Genomic DNA, 1,480 nt, shown 5'->3' with positions numbered 1-1,480 from the left:
CGACCGACATGCGCGGGGCGGCGGCACGCAGACGCGCCATCCAGGAGCGCTCGAAGGGCACGCCGACGCGGAAATAGACCTCGGTGCCCTCCAGGGACGCCAGCGTCCGCGGACCGGGATCGAAGGTCGCCGGGCTCTGCCCCGGCTGCACCAGGGCGGTAACGGCCACGCGGTCCCCGCCGACGGCCTCGACCAGCGTCTTCACCGGGATCACGCTGGTGTACACCTGCATTGGCGCCTCCGCCGCGGGGGCCGCCGCCGGCCAGGCGAGCACGGCGGCCAGGACGAGGACGCAACGGGCGAGCTGTCGTCGCAACATGGTCGACTCCAAGGATTACGCTGGTTGGGACTGCCGGCAGGCGGCACACACGCCCGCCAGCTCGATGGTCTCGTGCTCCAGGGCGAAGCCCTGCTCGGCGGCACGCTCGCCCAGCAGCTCGTCCACATCCGGGGCATCCAGCTCCGCGACGCGCTCGCAGCGCGTGCAGATCAGGAAATGCCCCGCGTGGGGATGCTCCGGCGCGGCACAGCCGACAAACGCGTTGAGCGAGGCGAGCCGGTGCACCAGCCCCGCCTCCATGAGGAAATCCAGCGCCCGGTAGACCGTGGGCGGCGCCACCGGCCGCTCGCCCTCCGCGAGCGCCTGCATGAGCTCGTAGGCCTTGGCGGGGCGGTGACCGCGCCAGACCAGCTCCAGCACCCGCCGGCGCTGTGGCGTCAGCCGCGCCCCCTGCTCCCGGCACAGCCGCTCCGCCGCGGCGAGGGCCGTCGCCACGCAGTCGCGGTGATCGTGTCCTTCGGCGGGAAACGCCATCAGTACGGACTCACTCATTGCGGACTCCCCGCGTTCCGATACCGTTATATCATTACATATCGATTCCACGCCCACCATACCCGTCTCCATTCAGGCACCGTTCAGCTCACCCCGTTCAGACTCGCGGCCACGATCACCATTCAGGAGGCGTCCGTCATGCACTACCGCATCCCCGCCATCGCCCTCGCCCTCTCCGTGGCCAGCGCCCCGGCGCTCGCCCGGGGCGGGCACGACGATTACGCCCGGGTCACCCACGTCGAGCCGCTGACCCGGACGGTGGAAGTGAGCACACCCCGGGAGGAGTGCTGGTACGAGACCGTGCGCTACCGCGAGCCTCGTCGGGGCAACGACACCGCCGGGCTGGTCATCGGCGGTATCGTCGGTGGCGTCCTCGGCAACCAGGTCGGCGGCGGCGACGGCCGGCGCGTGGCCACCGTGGCCGGCACCATCCTCGGCGCCGGGATCGGCCGCGGGATCGCCGGCCGGGACGAGCACCGCTATGGCGGCAGCCGGCGCGAACGCCGCTGCGAGACCGTCGAGGAGACCCACTACGAGACCCGCACCATCGGCTACCGTGTGCATTACCGCTATCATGGCGAGGAGTATGTCACCCGCATGGACCACGATCCGGGCCGACGCGTTCGCGTGCGGCTGGATGTGACGCCC

The 1,480-nt window shown here is 71.4% G+C and carries 3 protein-coding genes; 1 reads left to right on the top strand and 2 read right to left on the bottom strand.

All coding sequences use genetic code 11. The annotated features are described in order from the left end of the window. Together G7A99_RS19565 and G7A99_RS19560 are read right to left on the bottom strand one after the other, a co-directional pair. A partial coding sequence (locus tag G7A99_RS19565) for a metal ABC transporter solute-binding protein, Zn/Mn family (RefSeq protein WP_163143379.1) occupies window positions 1–319 on the bottom strand: 319 nt, incomplete at its 3' end. Between the two features lie 15 nt (window positions 320–334). Then, window positions 335–832 carry a Fur family transcriptional regulator gene (locus tag G7A99_RS19560; RefSeq protein ID WP_018717109.1) on the bottom strand — a complete coding sequence of 166 codons (498 nt, stop codon included), beginning with the start codon at window positions 830–832 and terminating at the stop codon, window positions 335–337. Between the two features lie 138 nt (window positions 833–970). Between G7A99_RS19560 and G7A99_RS19555 the strand changes: the two genes are divergently transcribed. Then, window positions 971–1,480, top strand: a 510-nt coding sequence (locus G7A99_RS19555) for a glycine zipper 2TM domain-containing protein (protein WP_163143376.1), incomplete at its 3' end; no start/stop codon positions are given.

Source organism: Arhodomonas sp. KWT, from assembly GCF_010993615.1.
The sequence above is the reverse complement of the archived record's forward strand: the minus strand, read 5'-3'. Positions and strand labels throughout refer to the sequence as shown.